The sequence below is a fragment of the Streptomyces mauvecolor genome, from assembly GCF_039532965.1.
In the GTDB taxonomy this organism is placed as follows: domain Bacteria; phylum Actinomycetota; class Actinomycetes; order Streptomycetales; family Streptomycetaceae; genus Streptomyces; species Streptomyces violascens.
Map to the genome: position 1 here is coordinate 99,533 of NZ_BAAASQ010000034.1, position 25,233 is coordinate 124,765.

Consider the following 25,233-nt stretch of genomic DNA (forward strand, 5'->3'; position numbering starts at 1 on the left):
TGACCACACGCTTTGATCCCGTGGGGGTGTCCCCCGGTACGCTTTCTGTATGAGTGCTGACCTTCGTACCGAGAAGCCCGCGGGGCGCTTCCGCCGGATGCTCGACCGGCTGTCCACCTCGCAGGAGGACCTGCACTCCGCGGAACTGCAGGAGGACACGCAGGCCACGGGGTGCACCCGCATCTCCGAGTGCAGTGACCGCCAGATAGTGAAGGTGACTGGTACCTTGCGGACCGTCACCCTGCGTCCGCGGGCGGGTGTGCCGGCCCTTGAGGCAGAGCTCTTCGACGGCACCGCCCCACTGGACGTGGTGTGGCTGGGACGGCGCTCGATCGTGGGCATCGAGCCGGGCCGCAAGCTCATCGCTTCGGGCCGGATCTCCATGAGCCACGGCCGGCGGGTCCTGTTCAACCCCAAATACGAACTCCGACCGCTCGGACAGGAGTAGCCGGTGACGTCAGTCGACAAGCCGACCACCACGCCCACTCAGCCAGCCGACGACGCGAAAGCCGTGACCGAGGCCGCGCTCTTCGAGGCCTTCGGCGGCGTGCGCGGCATGGTGGAGACGGTCCTGCCGGGACTTCTCTTCGTCACGATCTTCACGGTCAACAAGGACCTGCACACCTCGGCGATCGCCGCCCTCGCGGTGTCGCTGCTGCTCGTCGTGGTCCGCCTGGTCCGCAAGGACACGATGAAGCACGCCTTCAGCGGCGTCTTCGGCGTGGCCTTCGGCGTGGTCTTCGCGATGATGACGGGCAACGCCAAGGACTTCTACCTGCCGGGCATGCTCTACACCCTCGGCCTGGCGCTCGCGTACATCGTGACCACCCTGTGCGGAGTGCCGCTGATCGGGCTGATCCTCGGCCCGGTCTTCAAGGAGAACCTGTCCTGGCGCACCCGCAACCCCGGCCGCAAGACGGCGTACGCGAAGGCGAGCTGGGCCTGGGGGCTCATCCTGCTCGCCAAGTGCGCGATCCTCTTCCCGCTGTACTGGTGGGCCAACACCTCGCAGCTCGGCTGGGTCCTGATCGCCCTGAAGATCCCGCCGTTCCTGCTCGCGGTCTGGCTCACCTGGGTCTTCCTCGCGAAGGCCCCGGCGCCGATCGACGTCTTCGCCGAGATGGAGGCGGAGGAAGCGGCCGAGAAGGCCCGCAGGGCCGCGGCCGGCGAGGCATAGCCGCTCACGGCAAGGGAAGGGCCCGGAACCGCATCGGTTCCGGGCCCTTCCCTTGCGTACTCGGGAGGATCAGTCCTCGCGGCGGACCGACAGCAGGTCCTCCAGCTGCTCCTCGCGGGCCTGCGCGGCCACGAACAGCAGCTCGTCGCCCGCCTCCAGGGTCTCCTCCTGGCTCGGCGTGAGCACCCGGGTACCCCGGATGATCGTGACGAGCGAGGTGTCCTCCGGCCAGGCCACGTCCCCGACCTGCGTGCCCGCGATCGCCGACTCCGGCGGCAGCGTCAGCTCGACCAGGTTGGCGTCGCCGTGGCTGAAGCGCAGCAGGCGTACGAGATCGCCGACGCTCACCGCCTCCTCGACCAGGGCCGACATCAGACGCGGCGTCGAGACGGCGACGTCCACGCCCCACGACTCGTTGAACAGCCACTCGTTCTTCGGGTTGTTGACCCGGGCCACCACCCGCGGCACCCCGTACTCGGTCTTCGCGAGCAGCGAGACGACCAGGTTCACCTTGTCGTCACCGGTGGCCGCGATGACCACGTTGCAGCGCTGCAGCGCCGCCTCGTCGAGCGAGGTGATCTCGCAGGCGTCCGCGAGCAGCCACTCCGCCAGCGGCACCCGCTCCACCGAGATGGCGGTGGGCGCCTTGTCGACGAGGAGCACCTCGTGCCCGTTCTCCAGGAGCTCGCCCGCGATGGAACGGCCCACCGCGCCGGCCCCGGCAATCGCAACCCGCATCAGTGACCGCCCTCCTCGGGACCCTGGGCGAACGCCGCCTCGACCTTTTCGACCTCGTCGGTACGCATCATGACGTGCACCAGGTCGCCTTCCTGCAGCACTGTCTGGGACGTCGGAAGCACCGCTTCGCCCAGCCGGGTGAGGAACGCGACACGGACGCCGGTCTCCTCCTGCAGCTTGCTGATCTTGTGACCGATCCAGGCCGTCGAGGTGTGCACCTCGGCCAGCTGCACGCCACCGCTCGGGTCGCGCCACAAGGGCTCCGCGCCGGACGGCAGCAGCCGCCGCAGCATCTGGTCGGCGGTCCAGCTGACCGTGGCGACCGTCGGGATGCCGAGCCGCTGGTAGACCTCGGCACGGCGCGGGTCGTAGATCCGTGCCGCCACGTTCTCGATGCCGAACATCTCGCGCGCCACCCGGGCCGCGATGATGTTGGAGTTGTCACCGCTGGACACCGCGGCGAACGCCCCGGCCTCCTCGATGCCCGCCTCGCGCAGGGTGTCCTGGTCGAAGCCGACGCCGGTGACCCGGCGCCCGCCGAAGCCCGAACCCAGCCGACGGAAGGCCGTGGGGTCCTGGTCGATCACCGCGACCGTGTGCCCCTGCTGTTCCAGGGTCTGCGCGAGAGCGGCTCCCACTCGCCCGCAGCCCATGATGACGATGTGCACGTCCCCTTACCCCGCACTCCTGGTCGCCCCGATGACCTGCGCAAACACCCTGCTCACTACTTCCTTCTCGGCTAGCCGGGCAACAGCGTGGCAACAAAAATCCACGTTGCCGCCTGATGAGCTTATGCGGCCCGCCCGGCGATGCACTCACTCAGTGCCCCCATCACGCAAACCCGTCGACGGGAGCCGGGTGGGCCTTATTAAGACAGAGCGCTTACGATCCTCTGCGTGTCCAAACTGACCGACGTGCCCAAACGGATCCTGATCGGCCGGGCGCTGCGCAGCGACAAGCTGGGAGAAACGCTCCTCCCCAAGCGCATCGCACTCCCCGTCTTTGCCTCCGACCCGCTCTCGTCCGTTGCGTACGCTCCCGGAGAAGTACTCCTGGTGCTTTCCGTGGCGGGGGTGTCGGCGTATCACTTCAGCCCCTGGATCGCGGTCGCGGTCGTGGTGCTGATGTTCACCGTGGTCGCCTCCTACCGGCAGAACGTGCACGCCTATCCGAGCGGCGGCGGCGACTACGAGGTCGCCACCACCAACCTCGGTCCCAAGGCCGGACTCACCGTAGCCTCCGCCCTGCTGGTCGACTACGTGCTGACCGTGGCCGTCTCGATCGCCTCCGGCATCGAGAACCTCGGCTCCGCGATCCCCTTCGTCGTCGAGCACAAGGTGCTGTGCGCCGTCGCCGTGATCGTGCTGCTCACCCTGATGAACCTGCGCGGCGTGAAGGAGTCGGGCAAGCTCTTCGCGATCCCGACGTACGTCTTCGTCGCCGGCGTCTTCATCATGATCGCCTGGGGCGCCTACCGAGGCCTGGTCATGGGCGACACCATGAAGGCACCGACCGCCGACTACACGGTCCGGGCCGAGCACCAGGGCCTCGCCGGCTTCGCCCTCGTCTTCCTGCTCCTGCGCGCCTTCTCCTCCGGCTGCGCGGCCCTCACGGGCGTCGAGGCCATCAGCAACGGCGTGCCCGCCTTCCGCAAGCCCAAGTCGAAGAACGCCGCCAGCACCCTGGCCCTGATGGGCGCCCTGGCCGTCACCATGTTCTGCGGCATCATCGCGCTGGCCATGAGCACCCACGTACGGATGGCCGAGAAGCCCGGCGAGGACCTGCTGCACAACGGCACCCCGCTCGGCTCCGGATACGTCCAGAACCCGGTGATCTCCCAGGTGGCCGAGGCCGTCTTCGGCAACGGCAGCTTCCTGTTCATCGTGCTCGCCGCGGCCACCGCCCTCGTCCTGTTCCTCGCCGCGAACACCGCGTACAACGGCTTCCCGCTGCTCGGCTCGATCCTCGCCCAGGACCGCTACCTGCCCCGCCAGCTGCACACCCGCGGCGACCGCCTCGCGTTCTCCAACGGCATCGTGCTGCTCGCCGGCGCGGCCGTCCTGCTCGTCGTGATCTACGGGGCGGACTCGACCCGGCTGATCCAGCTGTACATCGTCGGCGTCTTCGTGTCCTTCACGCTCAGCCAGACCGGCATGGTCCGGCACTGGAACCGCCACCTGGCCACCGAGCGGGACCCGGCCAAGCGACGCCGCATGATCCGCTCCCGCGCGATCAACGCGTTCGGCGCGTTCTTCACCGGCCTGGTGCTCGTGGTCGTCCTCGCCACGAAGTTCACCCACGGCGCCTGGGTCGCACTGCTCGGCATGGTGATCTTCTACGGAACGATGACCGCGATCCGCAAGCACTACGACCGGGTCTCCGAGGAGATCGCGGCCCCCGACGAGCCCAGCGACGACAGCGTGCGGCCCTCGCGCGTGCACTCGATCGTCCTGGTCTCCAAGGTCCACCGCCCCACCCTGCGCGCCCTCGCGTACGCCAAGCTGATGCGCTCCGACCAGCTGGAAGCGCTGTCGATCTCGGTCGACCCGGCCGAGACGAAGGCCCTCAAGGACGAGTGGGAGCGGCGCGGCATCAACGTACCGCTGAAGATCCTCGACTCGCCCTACCGCGAGATCACCCGGCCGATCATCGAGTACGTGCGGGGCCTGCGCCGCGAGAGCCCGCGCGACGCGATCAGCGTGTTCATCCCCGAGTACGTGGTGGGCCACTGGTACGAGCACCTGCTGCACAACCAGAGCGCGCTGCGGCTCAAGGGCCGTCTCCTGTTCACCCCCGGCGTCATGGTGACCTCCGTCCCGTACCAGCTGGAGTCCTCCGAGGCCGCCAAGAAGCGGGCCCGCAGGCGGGCGGACTGGAACGCGCCGGGTTCGGTGCGACGGGGCCCGGTGTCCCGGCCCAAGGAGCCGAGCAACAAGAGCTGAGCGGGGCGGTCCGCCGGCCCGGGCCGAGCCGCCCGGCGCCGGGCGTGAGCCGAGCCGTGCCGTGCCTGTGGCGGGCGGCCGGGCGACACCCACGTAGACTGGTGGGCTGTTCACCCGGCCGCCTTGCCGTTTCCTCCCTCACCTCTGGAGTCACCCACCCATGCAGCAGAACGCATCCGAGCCGTCGCAGGCGTCGCTGGTCGGGGAGGAGTACGAGGTCGAGGTCGGCCCCGTCGCGCACGGCGGCCACTGCATCGCCCGCACCGCCGAGGGCCGCGTCCTGTTCGTACGCCACGCCCTGCCCGGCGAGAAGATCGTCGCCCGGGTCACCGAGGGCGAGGAGGACTCGCGCTTCCTGCGCGCCGACGCCGTGCAGATCCTGGAGCCCTCCAAGGACCGGGTCGAAGCGCCCTGCCCCTTCGCCGGCCCGGGCAAGTGCGGCGGCTGCGACTGGCAGCACGCCAAGCCCGGCGCCCAGCGCCGCCTCAAGGGCGAGGTCATCGCCGAGCAGCTCCGCCGGCTCGCGGGCCTGACCCCCGAGGAGGCGGGCTGGGACGGCACGGTGGTGCCCGCCGAGGGCGACAAGCTGCCCGCGGGCCAGGTCCCGGCGTGGCGCACGCGCGTCCAGTACGCGATCGACGACGAGGGCCGCGCGGGCCTGCGCAAGCACCGCTCGCACGCCGTGGAGCCGGTGGACCACTGCATGATCGCTTCTCCCGGAGTCTCGGAACTGGGCATCGAGAAGCGGGAGTGGCCGCAGCTGGCGTCGGTCGAGGCGATCGCGTCCTCGGGCTCGCACGACCGCCAGGTGGTCCTCACCCCGAACCCGGGAGGCCGCCTCCCCCTGGTCGAACTCGACAAGCCCGTCTCGGTCCTCCGGGTCGAGGAGAAGGACGGCGGAGTCCACCGCGTGCACGGCCGTGCCTTCGTCCGCGAGCGTGCGGACGGCCGCACCTACCGCGTCGGCATGGGCGGCTTCTGGCAGGTCCACCCGCAGGCGCCGGACACCCTGGTGAAGGCCGTGATGCAGGGCCTGATGCCGCGCAAGGGCGAAATGGCGCTCGACCTGTACTGCGGCGTCGGCCTGTTCGCGGGCGCGATCGCGGAGCGCGTGGGCGAGACCGGGGCGGTCCTCGGCATCGAGTCCTCCAAGCGAGCCGTGGAGGACGCCCGCCACAACCTGGCCGACCTGCCCCGGGTCCGCATCGAACAGGGCAAGGTCGAGCAGGTCCTGCCCCGCACCAAGATCACCGAAGCGGACCTAATCGTCCTGGACCCGCCCCGCGCGGGCGCCGGCAAGCAGACGGTCAAGCACCTGGCAGCCCTGGGCGCCCGCCGCATCGCCTACGTGGCCTGCGACCCGGCGGCCCTGGCCCGCGACCTGGCGTACTTCGCGGAGGCGGGGTACAGGCCGCGGACGCTGCGGGCGTTCGATCTGTTTCCGATGACCCATCATGTTGAATGCATCGCGATCCTTGAGCCCACCGAAAAGGGCTCCTGACCTGCGGTTTCGCCGAGTGTGCATTATGTGCGCTGTGGGCGTTACGGGCGATATCTTGACGCATATTCGACGCACGTGAGGCCCTTCTGACGCACGTTTGACGCACGTTCTGACGGGTCGTCAAGAATGACTTCCTGCAGGTGGCGGTACGTCAGGTGCGGCCCTCCGGGGCTCCTTCTTTACTGTCTCTTGGTGAGACCCTGCCGGTTATGGTCCGATTTGGGGCTCAGTTGGAGCGAGGTTCGTAGAGGCTTTGGTGGCTGAGGAACGGCTCGAGATCTGAGCTGCTGGGCTGCGATGGTGTGGGCAGCTTCGGCGTCAAGGCGGACTCGGTGAGCTGTTGGAGGTGGGCGTCTGCGATTGCGAGCCACGCCTCGATCTCGGTCCTTTCCTGCCCGGGCGGCAGTGATGTGGCGTGGCTGCGCACTGCTGCGACGTATTCGGTCAGGCGCTTGATCTGGTGCCAGGCATCTGTCTGTTCTTCGAGGTGTTTGACGCGATAGGCGTGGGTGTATGCGGCGTTAGGCTCTGTGCACGGCGCTTTCCCAGCTCTGCTGTGCCGCCTCCTGGGCTTGCTCGTCTGCGCGGCGGTTGCGTTCCGCGTCTTCGCCGCGGAGGTCGACTTCTTGCGCGATTTCGGCGAGCTGGTCTTCCAGAGGCCGGCCAGGGAGGTCGGTCCATTCGCTGCCACGGTGTGCTGTGCCGCCGCGGACGATGAAACGCAGCCGGTTGGCGGGGGTGTAGTCGAAGCGGGGGATGCGCGTCCATGTGTGCTTCGTGGCGTCGGCGCGTTCCTTGTCGGTGGGCATGTGTTTGCTGTGGTCTTGTTCTTGGAGGACGAGGAAGTCGATGCTTTCGCCGTGGGCGGTGATAGTGAAGTGTGGTGCTGCCTTCCGGCGGTGGCGGGGTGGGGGAGCGGTTTGAGTGGGGCCGAGTGTTGCCGTATGGCCCTGTGATTCGGTGGCGGTGACAAGGGCCTGGATGATGCGCAGGGCTCGGCCGTAGACGGATTTCGTCAATTCCATGCGGCGGGGTTGCTCTTGCAGAGCGGCCACCACGGTATGGGGCTGGGTGAGTCTCGCTGGCACGATGACTGGGGTGAGTTCGGCGAGGCGCCAGGCGGGGATGTCGGTGAGCTTGATTTCGTAGCCGCGGTGGGTCTGCTTTCCGCAGAGCTCCTGGGTGTGAGGGATCTTGCCGGACTTGCGTGCGGCGCTGACCCGCGATGCCCAATTCACCGCGTGCGGGCCGGATTCGACCGGCTTGATGAGAAAGTTGTTGTTGGCCCCGAGCTCTTCGAGGAGCTGGTCGGTGTAGTTCGTTCGGGTCTTCGGCACGGTATGGGGGTGTGGCGGTGTCAGAGTTCTCTCGGGCACGTCAGGTGCTTCGCCGCTCCGCTCCCCGGGGCTGGCATTACTGTCGGCGAGATGCTGCCGCCCCTTGTCGGTGAGTTGGGCGTTCCAATGCCCGTGGCGTTTGGTGACTTTGATGAGTCCTCGGCTTTGCAGGGCCCGAGCACTGACCTTGTACGTGCTGTCCGGCCAGATTCCGTCGGGACACCCTTGGCTCACCCAGTCGAGCACGGCCTGCTGTCGCTCGTTGAGGCCCCGGTTCATGCGGTCCTCCCATGGTTCCCCGGGCGTGCTGCCTCGGACGCAATGCCCGCCGATTCTGCGGGAATTCGGAGCTGGATGTAGGACCCCTCGTTCGGATGAGACGTTCCTTGCGTGGCCCGTTTACAGCGAGAACGGTTCTTCATGGTGGTTCTCGACGATGTCGCGCGGCGGATAGAGGAGTCCGAGCAGTACGAACGTTCTGGGTCGCGTGGTCAGGTTGCCGACGAAGCAGCGGACGATGTGGTCTGGCGCGAACATTCGATCCGCTGCAGCGTCTGCCCTTCGTGCTCAGCCAACGTACGGCCCCTGACCGGTTCCGGTATCCCGCCTCCCCGTGCCGATCAGATGTGTCGTCACGTCCGACCGGCACGAGGACCAGCCCGGTGACCCGGTCATGAAGTTCGGTGATGTTTCGCTGTGAGGCCGTTGGCCTTCACGGACTGTTCGGTGTGGTGGGTGTTGTCGGCGGAATGAGGTCCAGGCGGTATCCGTGGCCGCGCAGTGTGGTGATCTGCGGGAGGTTGACGGGGTGGGGTGTGGTGGCGGCTTCCTGGTGGAGACGGCGGCGGAGTGAGGCGAGGGTGACGTCGAGGGTCTTGGTGGGGCCGAACCAGTTCTCGTCCCAGACCTGGGCCATGAGGTTTTCGCGGGAGACGGCGGCGCCGGCGTTGCGGGCGAGGGCGGCGAGCAGGTCGAACTCCTTGAGGCGGAGGGTGATTTCGTGGCCTGCCACGAGGCAGCGGCGGGCGGTGAGGTCCACCGTGAGGTCGCCGAGCCGGATCAGCGGTTGTGCCTGGGCCGGGCTTGCTGGGCGGCGGCGCAGGTGTGCGCGGAGGCGGGCGAGGAGCACGGTCAGGGCGAAGGGTTTGACGAGGTAGTCGTCGGCTCCGGCGTCCAGTCCGGCGATGATGTCGATGTCGTTGCTGCGGGCGGTGAGGATGACCAGGAGCAGGTCGGGGTGGTGGGTGCGCAGTTCGCGGGCGATGTCGATGCCGTCGGTGTCGGGCAGTCCGAGGTCGAGGAGGGCGACGTCCGGGGGGTCGGTCCGGGCCTGGGCCAGGCCGTTCGCGCCGGTTCGGCACCAGGACGTGTGGTAGCCGTGGCTGCGCAGTCCGGCGTCGAGGTGGCGTCCGATGGTCTCGTCGTCTTCGATGAGGAGCACGCTGGTCCGCTCGTGGGATTCGGGCTGGCGCATGAGGTGAAGGGTAGGTGCCGGCAGCTGGATCGGGGGGTGACAGGCCGTGCGCTCGGCGAGGTCCGGCTCACGGGTGTTGCGGGGTGTCACAAGGCGCGTAGTTCTTCGACGGCTGGGCGGGTGGAGCGGCGGGCGGCGTTGAGGGCTGCCGCTGTGATGGCCAGGGCTGCCGCCGCAACCGTCAGTGCCAGGTAGGGCCACGGCACGGTCAGGGCAGCGGGCGGTGGATCGAAGACTCCGGTCAGGACTGTGACCAGCATCTGCGACAGGGCCCAGCCGATGACCGCGCCTCCGGTGAGACCGCCGGCCGTCATGACGGCGGCTTCGCTCAGGATCAGTCCGCGCAGCTGGCTGCGGGTGGCGCCCAGGACGGTCGTGATGGCGAAGGTGCGTCGCCGCTCGGCGAGTCCGAGAGCAAGGACGATGCCGCCGGCCGCGGCGGCCAGCAGGACTGCGGCGCCGAGTTCGATGCGGGTGAGTCCGGACAGGTCGACGGAGGTGAGGCTGGAGCCGACCGTGGAGCGGGTCTGGGTGATGTCGGTGACGGTCGCCGTGGTGCCCACCTGGTGGCGCAGGGCGGCGGCCACGGCGCTCTGGTGTGTGCCGCCGGTGTCGACCAGGAACGCGCCCACGGCGTTGCTGCCGGTCGCTTTGGCGATGTAGTCGGCGTTGGCGACGAAGAAGCTGTCCTTGGGGGCGGTGGGGAATTCCTTGACGATGCCCGCGTAGTGGAAGGGGACGCTGGTCAGCGCCTTGGTGCGGTTGTCCTGCAGGCGCAGGTTGACGGTGTCGCCGGGGTGGAGCTGGAAGTCCTTGACGGTCTCTTCGCTGACCAGGAGGGAGTCGGGTCGGGCGGCGAGCTTGCCCATGAGGCTCGTTGCGGTGCCGCCCGCGAAGTAGGCGTCCTGCAGGGCGGTGGCCGAGGTGATGGTGGCGGGCTGGACTCCGTACAGGTCCTGGAGGTCGGCGCCGATGTAGGCGAAGCGGTGCTGGACGGGTTCGACGTGCCGTACGCCTGCCACACGCAGTGCGGCGCCCGCGCCGGGTCCGGTGGCGGTGCCGGGTGGCTGGGTGACGGTGATGTCGGCGCCGTTGGTGAGCTGTGCGTCGACCTCGGCCTGCCGCTGGTAGGTGGCGTTGAACGTCGCGGTGGAGGCGGCGAAGGAGACGGCGAGCGCGAGCAGCACGATGGCGCGGGCCAGTGGGCGGCGCTGGCGGGACATCGCAGCGGCCGTGGTGGCGGCCAGCGTTCCGGTCAGCGGTCGGACCGCCCGTGTGAGGAGGCGGCGTCCGTGCGTCAGGGCGAGGGTGGCCAGGCGCCACAACAGCAGGGCCGAGCCGCACCACAGCAGCGCCGGTCCCAGAAATGCCCAGTACGACACCGAAATACTCGCCACCCCTTCGGGGGCCAGGACCAGGGCGTACTGGTTCGCGCTGGACGCCTTGAAGACCAGCAGCGCCACGGCGAGCAGGATGAAGTCGAGCCCGACGCGCATCCACCAGGGCGAGCGGATACGGCCGACGGCCTGCCGGGCCTGGGCGACCGTGCCGCCCCGCAGGTCCCGCACGGCGGGGACCAGGACCGTCGCGGCGGCCACGACCAGGCCCAGCCCCATCGCAAGAGCCGACCAGGCGGCGGAGGACGCGGTCGTGGCGCCGAAGGACGCGGTGCGGAAGACGACTGTGCCGGTCAGGGCCGCGGTGCCGAGACCGAGCAGCCCTCCGGTCACACCGACCACGACGGCCTCGGCCGCGGCCAGCGCGGTGACCTGACGGATGCGCAGCCCCCTGGTGCGCAGCAGCGCCTGCTCGCGGCGCCGCCGGCCTGCGCCTGCCCCGGCCACCGCGGCGGTGAGCAAGGCGGCCAGCACTGCGCCGGGCACGCCGAGGAACAGGAAGAGGATCTGTGCGTACAGGGCGTCCTTGCGGGCCGAATCGAGGGCGGCACCCAGGTTGTCGCCGACCACGGCGCCGCCCGATGTGCGGGCCTCCAGATGGTGCGCGGCCGCCACGACGGTGGTGTACGCGGCGGCGGGATCGGCGGGGAGCCGGCCGTTGCGGGCGGTGTGGATCTGCGTGGTGACGGCGGCCGGGTCGAGCTTCCCCAGGGGCGCGGTGAGGGGGGCGAACAACTTCGTCGGCAGCAGGATGACGTTGTCGGGTGGGGCGGCCGGCTGGGACTGCGGCGGGGCGCCGACCTTCTGGAACAGCGAGTCGGCCTGAGGCAGGTCGACCACTCCGGCCACGGCCACCTTCACCGGCGGGCTGCCGGGAAGGCTGATGGCGACCGTGTCGCCGGGGCCGACGTGCAGGTTGGCCGCGGTCTGCTGGGCGATGAGGACCCCGGAAGCGGCGCCGGTCAACTGCCGGATCTCGTGCGGAAACGCCGCCCGGTAGGTGTCGGGCAGCCCCAGGACGACACCCGCCCCCGTGCTCTGCGTGCTGCCTGCGACGGTGGCCTGGAATCCGGTGCTGCGGGCGAAGCCGACGCGCTCGGCCTGCCGCACGCCGTCCGCCGACCGGACGGCCGCGAGGACCGCGTCGGGGTCGGCTCCCGGCTGGACCTGGACCTGCCAGTCGACAGCCACGTCGCGCACCGCGCGCAGCGTCATGGTCGACTTCGACGCGGTCAGGAAGGAACCGAGGGAGGCGATCAGGGCGACGGCCAGGGCGATGCCGAGCGCGGTGGCGATCAGCCGTCCGGTGCGCCGCCGCAGCAGTCCGCCGGTCCATGAGGTGATCATGGCGTCCTGCCTTTCTGCCGCGGTTCGGTCCCGGCTGGTGGCCGCGCAGTGGACGCGGGGACCAGGCGGCCCTCGTGCATCGCCCACTGCTCGGTCAGGCGTTGCGCCACGGTCGGATCGTGGGTGGTCACCACCAGAGCGGCGCCGAGCTCGTCGGCGGCGGTCAGGAGCACGTCGATGATGTGCTGGCCGGTCGTGCGGTCCAGCTGTCCGGTGGGTTCGTCCGCGAGTACCAGGCGCGGGCCGAGTGCCAGGACGCGGGCGATCGCCACGCGCTGGGCCTGTCCGCCGGAGAGTTCCTCGGGCAGCCGGTTCGCGAGGTCGGTCGCGTCGACCAGGGCCAGCGCATGAGCGGCACGGAGCTGCGCCGCAGAGTCCGCAACGCCGGCGAGGACCAGCGGCAGGGCGGCGTTCTCGACCGCGGTCAGGGCCGGAATCAGGCTCGGCCCTTGGAAGACGACACCGATCGCGCCCGCCGGCGGCCGCTGGGACAGTCCGGGCCAGGTGACCTGCCCGCTGGTGGGCTTCTCCAGCGCGGCCATGAGATGCAGCAGCGTGGACTTCCCCGAACCGGACGGCCCGGCGATCGCGATGCGGTCACCGGCACGGATCTGACAGGTCGCACCGTGCACCGCGACGACCGCCGTCGGCCCCCTCCCGAAGGTCCGCGCGGCATCCTCGCAGCGCACCAGCACCTCCTGGCCGGTCATGATGCGACCCTCCCGTCGCGCAGCACGACGACGCGGTCGGCCACCCGTACGGCCTCGGGGCTGTGGGTGACGATCAGTACCCCGCGGCCCTCGCTCGCGCGGCTGCGGAGCAGTTCGAGGACGCGTTGCTCGGCGGCTCCGTCCAGCTCGCCCGTCGGCTCGTCCGCGAGCAGGAGGTCCGGGCCGTTGGCGAGCGCCACGGCCAGTCCCGCGCGGGCGAGTTCACCGCCGGACAGCTCTTGGGGCAGAGCCCGGGCGCGGTGGGCGAGGCCGACCTCGTCCAGCAGTTCGTCCACACCCCGGCCGCCGGCGCGGGGAACGGCGGTCTGGGCGAGGCGGACGTTGGCACGCACATCCAGATGGGTGATGAGGTTGTCCGACTGGAGCAGGACTCCGATACGACGGGCACGGAGGTGGGCCCGCTCGGACTCCGGCCGGTGACTGATGCGCTCCCCGGCGACGTGCACCGCGCCGCCGTCCGGTTCGTCCAGCCCCGCCAGACAGACAAGGAGCGTCGACTTGCCCGAGCCGGACGGCCCCAGGACAGCGACGGTCTCCCCGCGACGGACCTGCACGCTGACCCCGCGCAGCGCCAGCGTCTCCTCATCGCCGGATCGGTAGAAGCGGTACAACTCCCGTGCCTCCACCGCGATTTCGGTGGTCGGAAGGGCGGGTGCGACGGCACCGGAGGAGACGGTCATCACTGCCACCGGAGCGAGTCGGTCACGATGCGCCAGGGGTCCACGTTGTCGGCGCCCACCGGGCCGGAGAGCGTCAGGTCGACCTCGCGGCCGCCGGAGTGGAAGGCGTACCGCTCGAAGGCATCACGCACCACCTTGCCCGTCACCGGATCCGGAGCGGTGTCTCCCTGGTAGGTGAGCAGGACCGCGGAACCGGCCTGCCGCGGGACGACACTTACCTTTCCCAGCGAGAACTTGGGCACCTGTTGGCGGAGCACCGGAACGACCTGGGTGGTCACCGACTGGGCCGTGGGCGCGGCCGGGGCGGGCCGGGGGGCGATCTCTATCCGGTTGAGTTTGTCCGTGAAGGTGGTCGTGCCACCCGAGTCCGTACGGGCCCAGCCCTCGGGGACCTTGACCGTGAAGCCGCCCCCGCCGGGCGCGTAGGGTACGTACGCCTGGTTGTCGGGGATGTCGCCGGGGGGATTGGGTTCGGTCGCCCCCGGAGCGGGTGTCTGCGAGACGCTGGACGTGCCGGAGCCTGGTGGGGGAGTGCTGCCGCTGCTGCATCCGGCCAGTACCACCGCGGTCAGCGCCGCAGACGCCATCGGAACGAAGAGTGTGCGTCGCATGATCCCGGTGCCCCTTCACAAGAGAGCCGGTGCCCGTCACGGACACGGCGTGCTGCCACACCTGTGACGCTAGGGAGCACCGGGTTAACGGTCGGCGCGCCCAGGGTTAGAGGACGGCAAAACCACGCTCGCGTCCCGCCGAGTGGGCGCGGCCGCCATCATCATGGGCGGCATGAGACAGCGTGTGGCCCGCGTGGCCGTCGTGGCCGTGCTGGTGGCACTGGCCTTGCTCGCCGTACCGCTCGCCGTGGTGATCCGGGGCTACTTGTTCGCCGACGAGCGCGGCGAACTGGAACGCGAGGCCCTGTCTGCGGCGGTGCGCGTCAGCCCGGACTTCGCCGCGGGCGACCCCGTCGAACTGCCCACGGGACAGTCCGAAGGCGACCTCGGGATCTACGACACGGCGATGCGGCGGCGTGCCGGCACCGGCCCGGCCTCCGCCGATGCGGTCACCCGACGTGCCGTTGCCGGCGCCGTCGCACAGCAGGACACCGGCGGCGAACTCGTCGTGGCCGTTCCCGTCTCCAGCGCCGAACACGTCATCGGCGTGGTCCGCGCCTCGACGAGCACCACCGGTGTGTGGAAACGCGTCCTGGCCGCGTGGGGAGCCCTGCTCGCGGCGGCCCTGACCGCCTTCGGTGTCGCACTCCTCCTCGCCCGCCACCAGGCGCGCTCCCTCGCCGCCCCGCTGGAAGCACTCGCCCGCACCTCCCAGTCCGTCGCCGACGGAGACCTGACCGCTCGCGCCGCTGCCTGTGGCGTCGCCGAGATCGACCAAGTGGCCCACAGCCACAACACGATGGTCGACCGGCTCACCCATCTGCTGCAGCACGAGCGGGAGTTCACCACGAACGCCTCCCACCAGTTGCGCACCCCGCTCGCCGGTCTCCAACTGGGCCTGGAAACGGCCCTGTCCAAGCCCGGCGCCGATCTGCGCGGAGCCGTCGAAGAGGCACTCGAGCAGTCCCACCACCTCAACGACACCATCGACGAGGTCCTGAGCCTCGCCAAGGCCCCGACGGCCCCGAACACCACCGCCGCCTCCCAGACTGCCGCGCACCTTCTCGAACGCGCCGAACTGCGCTGGCACGGACCGCTCGCCCAGGACGGCCGCCGCCTCCAGCTCACCCTCGACCCTGCCGTCACCGCGGAGCCCCTGCCGAGGCGCACCGCTGACCAGATCCTCGACATCCTCCTCGACAACGCCCACCGGCACGGCCGGGGAACCGTCGAGGTGACGCTGCGCGACCTCGGTGAAGCCCTCGCCATCGACGTCGGAGACGAAGGCTCCCTCTCTCTGCCGCCATCCACGCTCTTCGAGCGGGGCAGCTCCACCGGGCCCGGGCAGGGAATCGGCCTCGCCCTCGCGACGGACCTGGCCCAGTCCGCCGGGGGCCGCCTGAACATCACCCAGACCCACCCGACCAGGTTCACCCTGCTCCTGCCGCGCGGCGAGTAGAGCGCGCGGGCCCGGCCTTCCTGGAACACGCGGAACGGGGCGTCGCCACCGTATGAGCCCAGCCTCCGACGATCGCGACCGCAGGGCGTGAGGGGTCAGCCCTTCATGACACTTCGCATTCAACCTCAGTGAACCCTTACGCGCATACTTGAAGTCGATGCCGCAGAGCACCGCCTCCACAACCTGCCAGTCCGACAGATTGAGCAGGAACTGCAGCACGCAGACGGTGGCGAGCTGCGCGGGCGACAACCCGGGCCGGGCCGTCCTGGGGATACCAGGCTTCGAAGTCCTCGTCGTGCCAGAGCCCGTTCAGCCGGTCTCTCACCCACATCGCCGTCGTGCCACCGTGAGGTGCTCGGCGCTGTGCCGGGCGGGCCCCCGCGCCGGCCGTCCAGACCTTTCTGGCGGTCCGCCCCGATGCGCCGTCACGCCGTCTGGCCACGCTCCTCGACGCCTGCCGGCGTGTCGGCGGCTCCGGCACAGAGCGCTGATCCTCGACGCATCGCTCCGGGCCGCACCCAACTCCCTAAGCATCCGCCGAAGCCCTCCGCTTCAGGCCCCGTACGACGCCGGACCGCTCGGCGGGGCAGTCCTGGCGCAGGGCGTGGCCGAACGTCGCGGCGTAGGGGTGCGGGTTGGTGCGCGGGTAGGCGTAGGTGAGGACCGCGGGCGGGGCGCCCGTGAGCGGCAGGTACAGGATGTCCGGGTCCGGATGCTGGGCGGCCACCGACACGGGGAGCACGCCGACCCCGCGCCGGGCGGCGACAGCGTGCAGGTACTCCTCGATGTTGGAGGTCTCCGCGCCGATCTCGGGAGTGGCGTCGGCCGGCCAGTCCTGCGCGGTGAGCGTGCCGCTGACGGTGTTGACGATGATGCAACGGCGCCCCAGATCACGCCAGGTGACCCGGTCACGCACCGCCAGGGTGGAGGTCCGGGCGACCGCCGCGATGTGCGGTTCCCGCAGGATCTCGGCGGAGACAAGGCGCGGATCGCGGACCGTGCCCCACAACAGGGCCGCATCCACGGCGCCCTCGCGCAGTCCGGCCGTGCGGTCGTCGCGGCGTACGGGCTGCACGAGGACGAGGTGCCGCTCCTCCAGCGTGGCCTGCGCCCGGCGGCCGCGCTGGAGGGGGTAGCCCCACGCATAGCCGAGTCGCAGCGAGGACGGCGGCTCGGCAGGCCGGAGCGCCGTTTCCAGCTGGGGCAGCAGGACTTGGAGATCGGCCCGCAGGCGCTGCCCCTCCGCGGTGAGCCGGGGGTGGCGGGTGCTGCGGTCCACCAGGGCCCGGCCCAGTACCGCCTCCAGGCGCTGGATGTGCCGGCTCAGCGTGGGCTGGGAGATACCGAGACGGTCGGCGGCCCAGGTGAAGTGCTGCTCCTGGGCCAGGGCCAGAAAGCATTGCAGGTGACGCAGCCCGATATCCATGCACACGATGCTAGCCAACTCCGGTCATTTCCCCAGGTCACGGGTACTGCGTTGGCATTCCTGCCGCGCCGCGACCGGCCGCGCCGCACCCCGTACCACGGTCAGGTGCAGTACGAGGGCGAGCACGGTGAGTGCGCCCGTGCAGTACGGCAGCAGGGCTGGGGCGGTGCCGAGGCCCAGCACGAGGCCGCCGAGCGCCGACCCGATGGCGCTGCCGAGATAGACGGCGGAACTGTTCAACGAGACGGCGACCGTGGCCTGTTCGGGCTGGGCCGCGATGAGCTGGTGCTGCTGAGGCACCTGTAGGGCCCACGCGGCCGCACCCCAGATCACGAGCGGGACGACCGCCAGGGCCGCGGCGGCATGAGCGGCGGCGGGCAGCGCGAACTGACCGGCCACGACGAGCACCAGGATCCAGCCGACCGCGGCGAAGGGACGCCTGGTCCGGTCCACGATGCGGCCGACGAGAAGGCTGCCGAGGATGCCGCCCGCGCCCCACGCCCACATGGCCCAGACCGTCTGATCGGTGTGCGCGGCGTCGAGCAGGAACTCGGCGAGGTAGGTGTACAGACCGAGGCTGGCGATGCCGCCGAGCAGCGAGACGGAGACGATGCCCGCGACCCGGCCGCTCGCGAGGGCCCGCACCCGCCGGCCCAGCGGCGGCGGAGGACTCACCTCGATCTTCGGAAGCCGCACGATGGCGATCAGCGCGACCACGCCCATGGCGGTGATCAGCCACAGCGTGCCGCGCCACCCGATGCGCGAGGCCAGGAGCATGCCGGCCGGAACGCCGATGACGGTGCCGATGCTCAGGCCGCCCATGACGGTGGCGAGAGCGCGGCCACGCCGTTCCGGGGTGGTGAGGCCCGCTGCCGTGGCGGCGGCTGTCGGCGAGTACACGCCCGCACCGATGCCCGCCACCGCGCGGGCGACAAGGAGGACCGGCAGCGTGGGCGCGAGGGCGGTCAAGGCGTTGCCGATCGTGAAGACCCCCAGCGCCACGCCGAGCAGCACCTTCACCGACCGCTTGGCGAGCAGGGTGGCGAAGACCGGCCCGCCCAGCGCGTAGCAGAGCGTGAAGACGGTGACCATCTGCCCGGCCGACGACGCCGAAATGCCCAGGTCCTTGGATACGCGAGGCAGTAGTCCGGCCATCACATAGGCGTCCACACCCAGCGCGAACGTGCCCAGCGCGAGGAGCGGAATGAACCTGCTGCGACCGTCGTGCGTCTTCGGTGCTGTAGTCGTCGTTGTTGTTGTCTGTGTGGCGCTCATGCCAGGCGCTCCAAGTCCGTTTCTGTGCCGACCTGCCGAGCTGCCGGACGCCGGGGGCTGACAGGCAGGACAGGTCAACTGGGCTTGGAATTACACAAAGCCGGTATCCCGCCCGCAAACCGATCGAGCGCATCTCTGATGCACGCTCTGTATGCCCGCAGGCCATCGAGGCGAGAGGCGTACCTGAGATGCCGGTCACACGCGCCCACTCCAGTACATTCCGGGCGCCCCGAACTGTGGCTCTCCGGACGGGCATCAGGCGCGGCGCGCCGCCCAGACCGTACGTTCCGTGCGGACCACGAGGTCGGCGCGGCGCAGGACGCTGTGCGGGCCGTCGGGGGCGAGCAGCCGGTCGAGCGCGGTGAGGTCCTCGGCCGGCAGGGTCTGTGCGACGGTGCCGCGCATGCGCTGAAGGCTGTGGAGGGCGTAGCGGCCGACCGCCTCGTGGCGGGAGCCGTCGAGGTTCACGTCGATCGTGCGTGCCTCTTCGACGGTGAACCCGGCGTCGGTCAACTCGGGGCCCCAGTCGGCGCCGCGGTGCGGCATGTGCGCGGCGTGGTGCCGGCCGCTCGCGGCGTGCACGCGCTCCTCCAGGCCGGGCCGTTCCGCGGGGCCGCCCTCGGGCAGGAAGCGAGGGAAGCCGGCCAGCTCGACGACGGCGAAAAGACCACCGGGCGCGAGCAGTTCATGGACCTTGCGCAGCGTGCGGGCGGGGTCGGCCAGGTGGTGCATCGAGGCCGACGCCCAGACGAGGTCGGGCGCTCCGAGGTCGGGCCACGCCGCGTCGAGATCGGCCTGCACCGTACGCACCCGGTCGCCCACGCCGCTCGCTCCGGCCTTCTCGCGCAGGCGCCGCAGGTGGTCGGCCGAGGAGTCCACCGCGGTCACCTCGGCTTCGGAGAAGCGGGCGAGGAGAGCGAAGGTGCCGGCCCCCGTGCCGCAGCCCAGGTCCACGATGTGACGCGGGGTGGACTTCAGGGGCAGCGATGCGGTGATGGACGCGGTGTGCTCGGCGAGCACCTCCGCGTCCAGGTCGAGAATCTCCGCCTGGGCTGCGCTGTCGGTCTCGTGCTGGTGGTCGTGTGCTGGGCGTGGGGATGCGTGGGTCATGCCGTCGACGCTAGGGCCGCCATGCGCATACGGCACGACAGCTCCCGGGATGCGCAAGGTGATGCCCTCCCGGGTTGCCGAACGCGCAAACGACACCAGGGCCGGTCGCCGGCAGCCTCAGGACTGGCCCTTGCCGCCACCGCCGCCACCGCCGCCACCGCCGCCACCGCCGTCAGGACGCTGGTGGCTGCGGCGGGCGTCGCGGTCGAAGATGCCCAGGACGTCGCACGGCCCGCCCTCGGCACCGATGGCGTGCGGCAGCATCGTGGGGAACTCGGCGGCCTGGTGGGTCTCGATACGGAAGCGGCGGTTGCCGAGCAGAAGCACCGCGGTGCCGGACAGGACGACGAGCCATTCGCGGCCGGGGTGGGCGCGCATGTGCGAGGGGTTGTCCGGAGGCGGCTCGGTCATGCGCTGGCGGATCACGGTCATGCCGGGGTCGGCCTTGACGGGCCAGCGCATCTGGCCGCGGGCGGAGTCGATCACCGGGCTGGAGACGACACCGTCGGCGGCGCTCTCGACGAGCTGATCGAGCGTCGTGTCCAGAGCGCGGGCGAGCGTGACGAGACTGTCAAGGGCGAGCCTGCGCTGCCCGTTCTCGATCCGGCTGAGCGTCGACTGACTGAGCCTGGCCCGCCCGGCCAGCTCCTCCAGCGACCAGCCCTGCGCCAGCCGCAGCGCACGAATCCGCTTGCGTACGAGACTGTCGAGATCGCCGTCACCTTGCGTCATGGGCAACACGGTATGCCGTGGCCGCATGAGGTGCTCGCTGCCGACCCCGCAAGCCCTCACCCAATTGCCCCCCGGCATCACCCACATCCCCCGCCGCCCAGGCGCGAGCCCGCCGGCAGCCATAGCCTCGCGGCACAAGGCTCAAGGCGACGGCTCGGGGCGCCCGTGAGGCCCGCCGCCGGGCTTCTTCGTCGGCTCCGCGCGCCCCCGTACCCCCACGGAAGGCCCGCTCATGTCCGACAGACGGCTCGCGCTCATGGCCGCCGGAGGCCTCGTCCTGGCTGCTGCCGTGCTTCCCCCGGCCGCCACGGCCGACACCCCCGGCCCGTACGCCGACACCCTCGTCACCTACCGCGTACCGATCCGGCACCCCCAGGACGCGCACACTCTCGCCGCCGCGGGGTTCGACCTCCTGGAGCGGCGGGAGGGAAACGACCTGTTCGTTCTCGGAGATCCGACGACCGCCGCCTCCCTGCAGCACATCGGATTCAGCCCGACCGCCGTCAGGACTCAGCCGCGGCCGGCTCCCACCACCGTCCGGCCCGCCGTCGGCGCCACTTACCACGGCGGCTACCGCACCGTCGACGGGAACTACGCCCACCTCGACCAAGTGGCCACCCAGCACCCGGACTTGGCCACCGTCGTCACGTACGGGCAGTCCTGGCGGAAGAAGCAGGACAGCGCCGCCGGGCGGGACCTCAAGGCCGTCTGCGTCACCAAGATGCAGCCGGGGGACTGCGCGCTCGTCCCGAACGCCGCCAAGCCCCGCTTCTTCCTCATGGGGCAGATCCACGCCCGCGAGATCACCACCGGCGAGGTCGCCCTGCGGTGGATCGACGAGCTGACGACCCAGTACGGCAAGGACGCCGACATCACCAGGCTGATGGACACCACCGAGATGTGGGTCGTGCCCCTCGCCAACCCGGACGGCGTCGACATCGTCGCCTCCGGCGGCGACAACCCCGTACTCCACCGCAAGAACGCCAACGACTCCCACGGCGCGACCTGCGGCCGCAACGGCCAGATCGGCATCGACCTCAACCGCAACGCCGGCACCCACTGGGGCGGCCTGGGCACCTCGCAGAAGCCGTGCGGCCAGGAGTACCTCGGCCCGGCCGCCGACTCCGAGCCGGAGAACGCCGCCCTGGAAGGCCTGTTCCGGCAGCTGTACCCGGCCGTGCGCACCGGCACCGAGAACGGCGACCCCGCCCCGGCCGAGGCCCGGGGCATGATGATCAGCCTCCATGGCGACGCGAACATGGTGCTGCTGCCCTGGGGGTTCGACCACACCGCGCACACCGGCAGCGACTTTGCGCTGCGCGCCCTGGCCACCGAGATGGGCTCGCTCACGGGGTACAAGTCCGGGCAGGCCGGCGAGATCCTGTACGACGCGTCCGGCGGCACCGACGACTGGGCCTTCGACAAGCTCGGCCTCGCCAGCTTCACCATCGAGGTCGGCGACAGCGACGGCCGCGGCTGCGACGGATTCACCCCGCCCTACTCCTGCCAGGACTCCTACTTCTGGCCGAAGATGAAACCCGCCCTTTTGTACGCCGCCCAGCACGCCGCGGCGCCGTACCGGACCACCACCGCCGTCGCCGCAGGTGAGGCCGATTCCCCGGGGGCCGACGCACCCGCGCCGGCCGGGGAGGTCTGACCTGCGGAAACGGTCCAGGCCGGCTCGATCGAGCCGGCCTGGACCCCTGGATCAGACGAGGTCGAACCGGTCCAGGTTCATGACCTTGGTCCACGCCGCGACGAAGTCCTTCACGAACTTCTCCTTCGCGTCGTCGCTCGCGTACACCTCGGCGACCGCGCGCAGCTCAGAGTTGGAGCCGAAGACCAGGTCGGCACGGGTGCCGGTCCACCTGACGCGGCCCGTGGCGCCGTCACTGCCCTCGAAGGTGTTCTGGTCCGCGGACGTCGCCTTCCACGTCGTCCCCAGGTCGAGCAGGTTGACGAAGAAGTCGTTGGTGAGCGTCCCCGGCCTGTCCGTGAACACGCCGTGCGAGGACTGCTGGTGGTTGGCGCCGAGCACGCGCAGGCCGCCCACGAGGACGGTGAGCTCGGGGGCGCTCAGGGTGAGCAGGTTCGCCTTGTCGAGCAGCAGGTACTCGGCCGGCAGGCGGTTGCCCTTGCCCAGGTAGTTGCGGAACCCGTCGGCCGTCGGCTCCAGGGCCGAGAACGACTCCACGTCCGTCTGCTCCTGCGAGGCGTCCACCCGGCCCGCCGCGAACGGGACCTCGACGGCGACGCCGCCGTCCTTGGCGGCCTTCTCCACACCCGCCGCGCCGGCCAGCACGATCAGGTCGGCGAGCGAGATCTGCTTGCCGCCGGACTGCGCCGCGTTGAAGGACGTACGGACGCCCTCGAGGGTGCGCAGAACCGTCGCCAGCTCGTCGGGCTCGTTCACCTCCCAGCCGCTCTGCGGCTGCAGGCGGATGCGCGCGCCGTTGGCGCCGCCGCGCTTGTCGCTGCCGCGGAAGGACGAGGCAGCCGCCCACGCCGTCGACACCAGCTGCGACACCGAGAGGCCCGAGGCGAGCACCTTCTCCTTGAGGGAGGCGATGTCCGCCGCGTCGACGAGCTCGTACGAACGCGCCGGCAGCGGGTCCTGCCACAGCAGCTCCTCGGAGGGAACCTCCGGGCCGAGGTAGCGCACGACGGGGCCCATGTCGCGGTGGGTCAGCTTGAACCAGGCACGGGCGAAGGCGTCCGCGAACGCCGCCGGGTCCGCCAGGAAGCGCCGCGAGATCTGCTCGTAGGCCGGGTCGAAGCGGAGCGACAGGTCGGTCGTCAGCATCGTCGGGGCGTGCTTCTTCGACGCGTCGAAGGCGTCCGGCACGGTGTCCGCGCCGGCGCCCTCCTTCGGCCGCCACTGGTGGGCGCCCGCGGGGCTCTTGAACAGCTCCCACTCGTAGCCGAAGAGGATCTCGAAGAAGCTGTTGTCCCAGGCGGTCGGCGTGTTCGTCCAGATGCCCTCGAGACCACTGGTGATCGCGTCGGCGCCCACGCCCGTGCCGTGGCTGCTCTTCCAGCCGAGGCCCTGCTGTTCCAGGGGAGCGGCCTCGGGGTCGTTGCCCACGGCGTCCGCCGGGCCCGCGCCGTGGGTCTTGCCGAAGGTGTGGCCGCCCGCGATCAGGGCGACGGTCTCCTCGTCGTTCATCGCCATCCGGCGGAACGTCTCGCGGATGTCGCGCGCCGCGGAGATCGGGTCCGGGTTGCCGTTGGGGCCCTCCGGATTCACGTAGATGAGGCCCATCTGGACCGCGCCGAGCGGGTTCTCCAGCTCACGGTCGCCGGTGTAGCGCTCGTCGTCGAGCCAGTTGGTCTCGGGGCCCCAGTACACGTCCTCGTCGGGCTCCCAGACGTCGGCGCGGCCGCCGCCGAAGCCGAAGGTCTTGAAGCCCATCGTCTCCAGAGCCACATTGCCCGTCAGGACCATCAGGTCGGCCCAGGAGAGGCTCTTGCCGTACTTCTTCTTCACCGGCCACAGCAGGCGGCGGGCCTTGTCGAGGCTCGCGTTGTCCGGCCAGCTGTTGAGCGGAGCGAACCGCTGCTGGCCGGCCCCGGCGCCGCCGCGGCCGTCGCTGATGCGGTAGGTGCCCGCGCTGTGCCACGCCATACGGATCATGAGCGGGCCGTAGTTGCCGAAGTCGGCCGGCCACCAGTCCTGCGAGGTCGTGAGCAGCTCCGCGATGTCCCGCTTCACGGCCGGGAGGTCGAGGGCGTTGAACGCCTCCGCGTAGTCGAACTCCTCGCCGAGCGGGTTCGCCACGGCCGGGTTCTTCGCGAGGATCTTCAGGTTCAGCCGTTCCGGCCACCACTGGCGGTTTCCGCCGCCCTGCGTCGGGTGCGGTGCGCGCTCGTGCGCGACCGGGCAGCCGCCTGTGCCCTCCGTCTTGGCGTCGGTGACGATTGCATCGGGGTTCTCGGACATGGCAATCCTTCTTCACTCGGTGGATCACAGTGCTCAGGAACTGCGGGCGGTGAAACGACCGGGGCACGGGCACCGGCTGACGGCCTCGGCCTTGTTGCGTTGTGAAGCCGGGGCCTGCGACTGCGGACGGGGACCGGGTCGGGGCCCTCGCCGCGAGGGTCTGGGGGACACGGCCGTTGCGGGTGGGACGGAAGTCTTCCTGTCCCTAGGCTATCGGCGGCATCGATCCTACGATGGACCAAATCCAAGTCAAGAAGTACACCAAGCCCAGATCCCTTCGGAACGCGGTTGCTCCCTGGCACACTGCGCGTGTTCCACCGAATCCCGACCCCTGAAGCGTGGACAGGTGAACCGGTATGAGTGACCTGCTCGAACGGCTGCGAGGGCGCGGCTGGCGGATGACGTCCCAGCGGCGTGTCGTCGCGGAGGTCCTGGACGGCGGCGACCACGTCCATCTGACGGCCGACGAAGTGCACGTCCAGGCGGCCGAGCGGCTCCCCGAGATCTCCCGGGCGACCGTCTACAACACCCTGGGCGAGCTGGTCTCCCTCGGCGAGGTCCTGGAGGTCTCCACCGACGGCCGCGCCAAGCGCTACGACCCCAACGCCCACCACCCCCACCAGCACCTGGTGTGCTCCAACTGCGGCACCATCCGCGACGTCCACCCCACCGGCGACCCACTGGCCGATCTCCCGGCCGACGAACGCTTCGGCTTCACCCTGTCCCGCGCCGAGATCACCTACCGCGGACTGTGCCCGGCCTGCTCCTAGACACGATCCCGAACGGCCTCCCATAGGGACGCGTTTGCGCGCGCCACCCCGTGAGAAGAGCCGTAGCCCATGAGATGAGTCATAGCCGACACCTCTTGAGCCGTGTCGAAGTTGGGCTGAACGGGTGAGCGGCGTCATCATGGCCGGATGCAGATACAGCACGTGGGCGAGGTGGTCCGGTGAGCAGGTACGACGTCACCGACGAACAGTGGGAGGGGCTCGCCCAGGTCGTTCCGCTGCGCGGCCGCAACGAATGGCCGTCCAGAGTCGACCACCAGACCATCCCCGGCGACTACGCGACCGTCGAACAACGGCGCTTCGTCGTCCTCAGGGTGCAGATCTTCGCGGACGCCCGCGAAGTCGCCGAGTACCTCATCGCACAGATCCCCGTCCTCCTCGACCTGACGGGCGCCGACCCCGAAGTCGCCAAGCGGATCCTCGACTTCAGCACCGGCGTCGTCTTCGGCCTGGGCAGCGGAATGCACCGCGTCGACCGCAATGTCTTCCTGCTCGCCCCGGCCGGCACCGAAGTGGAAGGCATCGCCGCGGCGGCCGTCCCGCACCCCTGACCCGCCCCCCATCGCCC

The 25,233-nt window shown here is 70.5% G+C and carries 22 protein-coding genes; 8 read left to right on the top strand and 14 right to left on the bottom strand.

Annotated features, from left to right (window positions below; translation table 11 throughout):
* Nucleotides 1-49 precede the first annotated feature (49 nt).
* Nucleotides 50-448: an OB-fold nucleic acid binding domain-containing protein gene (locus ABD346_RS33450; RefSeq protein ID WP_078966308.1), complete on the top strand. Its 399-nt coding sequence runs from the start codon at nucleotides 50-52 to the stop codon at nucleotides 446-448.
* Between the two features lie 3 nt (nucleotides 449-451).
* Nucleotides 452-1,177: a DUF3159 domain-containing protein gene (locus tag ABD346_RS33455; RefSeq protein ID WP_344380072.1), complete on the top strand. Its 726-nt coding sequence runs from the start codon at nucleotides 452-454 to the stop codon at nucleotides 1,175-1,177.
* 69 nt (nucleotides 1,178-1,246) lie between these two features.
* On the opposite strand, the gene ABD346_RS33460 is transcribed toward ABD346_RS33455, so the two are convergent.
* The gene (locus ABD346_RS33460; RefSeq protein WP_189965507.1) at nucleotides 1,247-1,915 is read right to left on the bottom strand and encodes a potassium channel family protein; all 669 of its coding nucleotides are present in this window, start codon (nucleotides 1,913-1,915) and stop codon (nucleotides 1,247-1,249) included.
* Nucleotides 1,915-2,583, bottom strand: coding sequence for a potassium channel family protein (locus tag ABD346_RS33465; protein ID WP_189965509.1), 669 nt, complete (start codon nucleotides 2,581-2,583; stop codon nucleotides 1,915-1,917). The genes ABD346_RS33460 and ABD346_RS33465 overlap by 1 nt, the downstream gene beginning before the upstream one ends.
* Before the next feature lie 228 nt (nucleotides 2,584-2,811).
* Between ABD346_RS33465 and ABD346_RS33470 the strand changes: the two genes are divergently transcribed.
* Together ABD346_RS33470 and ABD346_RS33475 are read left to right on the top strand one after the other, a co-directional pair.
* Nucleotides 2,812-4,857, top strand: coding sequence for an APC family permease (locus tag ABD346_RS33470; protein WP_344380073.1), 2,046 nt, complete (start codon nucleotides 2,812-2,814; stop codon nucleotides 4,855-4,857).
* A gap of 160 nt (nucleotides 4,858-5,017) precedes the next feature.
* Nucleotides 5,018-6,358, top strand: coding sequence for a class I SAM-dependent RNA methyltransferase (locus ABD346_RS33475; RefSeq protein ID WP_344380074.1), 1,341 nt, complete (start codon nucleotides 5,018-5,020; stop codon nucleotides 6,356-6,358).
* A gap of 521 nt (nucleotides 6,359-6,879) precedes the next feature.
* Here the strand turns inward: ABD346_RS33475 and ABD346_RS33480 are convergent.
* The 7 genes from ABD346_RS33480 to ABD346_RS33510 form a co-directional block, all read right to left on the bottom strand.
* Nucleotides 6,880-7,974: a hypothetical protein gene (locus ABD346_RS33480; protein WP_344380075.1), complete on the bottom strand. Its 1,095-nt coding sequence runs from the start codon at nucleotides 7,972-7,974 to the stop codon at nucleotides 6,880-6,882.
* Nucleotides 7,975-8,094: 120 nt separating this feature from the next.
* A complete protein-coding gene (locus tag ABD346_RS33485) occupies nucleotides 8,095-8,232 on the bottom strand; it encodes a hypothetical protein (protein WP_344380076.1) in 138 nt (45 codons plus the stop codon).
* A 175-nt stretch (nucleotides 8,233-8,407) separates the two neighbouring features.
* Nucleotides 8,408-9,169 (bottom strand): response regulator transcription factor, encoded by a 762-nt coding sequence (locus ABD346_RS33490; RefSeq protein ID WP_344380077.1) that lies wholly within the window; start codon nucleotides 9,167-9,169, stop codon nucleotides 8,408-8,410.
* An 86-nt stretch (nucleotides 9,170-9,255) separates the two neighbouring features.
* Nucleotides 9,256-11,913: an ABC transporter permease gene (locus ABD346_RS33495; RefSeq protein WP_344380078.1), complete on the bottom strand. Its 2,658-nt coding sequence runs from the start codon at nucleotides 11,911-11,913 to the stop codon at nucleotides 9,256-9,258.
* Nucleotides 11,910-12,623 (bottom strand): ABC transporter ATP-binding protein, encoded by a 714-nt coding sequence (locus ABD346_RS33500; protein WP_344380079.1) that lies wholly within the window; start codon nucleotides 12,621-12,623, stop codon nucleotides 11,910-11,912. The genes ABD346_RS33495 and ABD346_RS33500 overlap by 4 nt, the downstream gene beginning before the upstream one ends.
* Complete coding sequence (locus ABD346_RS33505) at nucleotides 12,620-13,324, bottom strand: ABC transporter ATP-binding protein (protein WP_344380080.1); 705 nt, start codon at nucleotides 13,322-13,324, stop codon at nucleotides 12,620-12,622. Before ABD346_RS33505 ends, ABD346_RS33500 begins: the two co-directional genes overlap by 4 nt.
* Nucleotides 13,324-13,935 carry a hypothetical protein gene (locus tag ABD346_RS33510; RefSeq protein WP_344380081.1) on the bottom strand — a complete coding sequence of 204 codons (612 nt, stop codon included), beginning with the start codon at nucleotides 13,933-13,935 and terminating at the stop codon, nucleotides 13,324-13,326. Before ABD346_RS33510 ends, ABD346_RS33505 begins: the two co-directional genes overlap by 1 nt.
* A gap of 172 nt (nucleotides 13,936-14,107) precedes the next feature.
* Between ABD346_RS33510 and ABD346_RS33515 the strand changes: the two genes are divergently transcribed.
* Nucleotides 14,108-15,394: a sensor histidine kinase gene (locus ABD346_RS33515; RefSeq protein ID WP_344380082.1), complete on the top strand. Its 1,287-nt coding sequence runs from the start codon at nucleotides 14,108-14,110 to the stop codon at nucleotides 15,392-15,394.
* Nucleotides 15,395-15,920: 526 nt separating this feature from the next.
* Here ABD346_RS33515 and ABD346_RS33520 read toward each other — a convergent pair.
* From ABD346_RS33520 to ABD346_RS33535, 4 genes are all read right to left on the bottom strand, one after another.
* Nucleotides 15,921-16,820: a LysR family transcriptional regulator gene (locus tag ABD346_RS33520; protein WP_344380083.1), complete on the bottom strand. Its 900-nt coding sequence runs from the start codon at nucleotides 16,818-16,820 to the stop codon at nucleotides 15,921-15,923.
* Nucleotides 16,821-16,844: 24 nt separating this feature from the next.
* Nucleotides 16,845-18,095, bottom strand: coding sequence for an MFS transporter (locus ABD346_RS33525; protein WP_344380084.1), 1,251 nt, complete (start codon nucleotides 18,093-18,095; stop codon nucleotides 16,845-16,847).
* 255 nt (nucleotides 18,096-18,350) lie between these two features.
* The gene (locus ABD346_RS33530) at nucleotides 18,351-19,205 is read right to left on the bottom strand and encodes a class I SAM-dependent methyltransferase (RefSeq protein ID WP_344380085.1); all 855 of its coding nucleotides are present in this window, start codon (nucleotides 19,203-19,205) and stop codon (nucleotides 18,351-18,353) included.
* A gap of 117 nt (nucleotides 19,206-19,322) precedes the next feature.
* A complete protein-coding gene (locus ABD346_RS33535; protein WP_344380086.1) occupies nucleotides 19,323-19,937 on the bottom strand; it encodes a helix-turn-helix domain-containing protein in 615 nt (204 codons plus the stop codon).
* 232 nt (nucleotides 19,938-20,169) lie between these two features.
* On the opposite strand from ABD346_RS33535, the gene ABD346_RS33540 reads away from it, so the two are divergent.
* Entirely contained in the window at nucleotides 20,170-21,594 is a 1,425-nt protein-coding gene (locus ABD346_RS33540; RefSeq protein WP_344380087.1) for a M14 family zinc carboxypeptidase, read from the top strand.
* A gap of 51 nt (nucleotides 21,595-21,645) precedes the next feature.
* Here the strand turns inward: ABD346_RS33540 and katG are convergent, their stop codons facing one another.
* On the bottom strand, nucleotides 21,646-23,877 hold the full coding sequence (gene katG, locus ABD346_RS33545) for a catalase/peroxidase HPI (protein WP_344380088.1): 2,232 nt from the start codon (nucleotides 23,875-23,877) through the stop codon (nucleotides 21,646-21,648).
* 356 nt (nucleotides 23,878-24,233) lie between these two features.
* Here katG and ABD346_RS33550 point away from each other — a divergent pair, with 356 nt between their 5' ends.
* Both ABD346_RS33550 and ABD346_RS33555 read left to right on the top strand, forming a co-directional pair.
* Nucleotides 24,234-24,647: a Fur family transcriptional regulator gene (locus ABD346_RS33550; RefSeq protein WP_344380089.1), complete on the top strand. Its 414-nt coding sequence runs from the start codon at nucleotides 24,234-24,236 to the stop codon at nucleotides 24,645-24,647.
* 179 nt (nucleotides 24,648-24,826) lie between these two features.
* Nucleotides 24,827-25,216 (top strand): cell division protein SepF, encoded by a 390-nt coding sequence (locus ABD346_RS33555; RefSeq protein ID WP_053730371.1) that lies wholly within the window; start codon nucleotides 24,827-24,829, stop codon nucleotides 25,214-25,216.
* Nucleotides 25,217-25,233 lie beyond the last annotated feature (17 nt).

Coding starts and splice junctions, on each gene's coding strand:
- ABD346_RS33450 (WP_078966308.1), top strand. CDS start 50: ATGAGTGCTGACCTTCGTACCGAGAAGCCCGCGGGGCGCTTCCGCCGG.
- ABD346_RS33460 (WP_189965507.1), bottom strand. CDS start 1,915: ATGCGGGTTGCGATTGCCGGGGCCGGCGCGGTGGGCCGTTCCATCGCG.
- ABD346_RS33475 (WP_344380074.1), top strand. CDS start 5,018: ATGCAGCAGAACGCATCCGAGCCGTCGCAGGCGTCGCTGGTCGGGGAG.
- ABD346_RS33480 (WP_344380075.1), bottom strand. CDS start 7,974: ATGAACCGGGGCCTCAACGAGCGACAGCAGGCCGTGCTCGACTGGGTG.
- ABD346_RS33485 (WP_344380076.1), bottom strand. CDS start 8,232: ATGTTCGCGCCAGACCACATCGTCCGCTGCTTCGTCGGCAACCTGACC.
- ABD346_RS33490 (WP_344380077.1), bottom strand. CDS start 9,169: ATGCGCCAGCCCGAATCCCACGAGCGGACCAGCGTGCTCCTCATCGAA.
- ABD346_RS33495 (WP_344380078.1), bottom strand. CDS start 11,913: ATGATCACCTCATGGACCGGCGGACTGCTGCGGCGGCGCACCGGACGG.
- ABD346_RS33500 (WP_344380079.1), bottom strand. CDS start 12,623: ATGACCGGCCAGGAGGTGCTGGTGCGCTGCGAGGATGCCGCGCGGACC.
- ABD346_RS33505 (WP_344380080.1), bottom strand. CDS start 13,324: ATGACCGTCTCCTCCGGTGCCGTCGCACCCGCCCTTCCGACCACCGAA.
- ABD346_RS33510 (WP_344380081.1), bottom strand. CDS start 13,935: ATGCGACGCACACTCTTCGTTCCGATGGCGTCTGCGGCGCTGACCGCG.
- ABD346_RS33515 (WP_344380082.1), top strand. CDS start 14,108: ATGAGACAGCGTGTGGCCCGCGTGGCCGTCGTGGCCGTGCTGGTGGCA.
- ABD346_RS33520 (WP_344380083.1), bottom strand. CDS start 16,820: ATGGATATCGGGCTGCGTCACCTGCAATGCTTTCTGGCCCTGGCCCAG.
- ABD346_RS33525 (WP_344380084.1), bottom strand. CDS start 18,095: ATGAGCGCCACACAGACAACAACAACGACGACTACAGCACCGAAGACG.
- ABD346_RS33530 (WP_344380085.1), bottom strand. CDS start 19,205: ATGACCCACGCATCCCCACGCCCAGCACACGACCACCAGCACGAGACC.
- ABD346_RS33535 (WP_344380086.1), bottom strand. CDS start 19,937: ATGACGCAAGGTGACGGCGATCTCGACAGTCTCGTACGCAAGCGGATT.
- ABD346_RS33540 (WP_344380087.1), top strand. CDS start 20,170: ATGTCCGACAGACGGCTCGCGCTCATGGCCGCCGGAGGCCTCGTCCTG.
- katG (WP_344380088.1), bottom strand. CDS start 23,877: ATGTCCGAGAACCCCGATGCAATCGTCACCGACGCCAAGACGGAGGGC.
- ABD346_RS33550 (WP_344380089.1), top strand. CDS start 24,234: ATGAGTGACCTGCTCGAACGGCTGCGAGGGCGCGGCTGGCGGATGACG.